Here is a 280-nt window from a genome sequence, read left to right as displayed (position 1 = left end):
CGCCTTCAAATCTCGATTCCCATTCAGGTTCGAGAGCCGATTTAACCAAGGCTTGCTTTGCTCTATCTTGGATTGTGGGTATTCCCATTCCCGCTTTTTTCATCCCTGCCGGGTTTTGGAATCCACACCCGTCGTAGTGGTTTTGCTTTGAGGTTTCCCTTAATATTCTTGACAAGTTCAAACCTTTGCCTTGGTGAGATTGCTCTCATTCCATCAACTCCGGCAGTTTTCTTGCCTTGATTATCTTGGGGGGCGGGTTTATTAAGCTGACTGTTGGGAA

Annotated in this window: 1 pseudogene; it reads right to left on the bottom strand. The window is 46.4% G+C overall.

Features of this window, described 5'->3' with window-relative positions:
- Positions 1 to 181, bottom strand: a pseudogene (locus P5683_RS26195) (hypothetical protein); the annotation flags it as partial.
- Positions 182 to 280: the final 99 nt, after the last annotated feature.

The sequence above is a fragment of the Limnospira sp. PMC 1279.21 genome (genome assembly GCF_032349615.1).
GTDB lineage: Bacteria > Cyanobacteriota > Cyanobacteriia > Cyanobacteriales > Microcoleaceae > Limnospira > Limnospira fusiformis.
The sequence above is the reverse complement of the archived record's forward strand: the minus strand, read 5'-3'. Positions and strand labels throughout refer to the sequence as shown.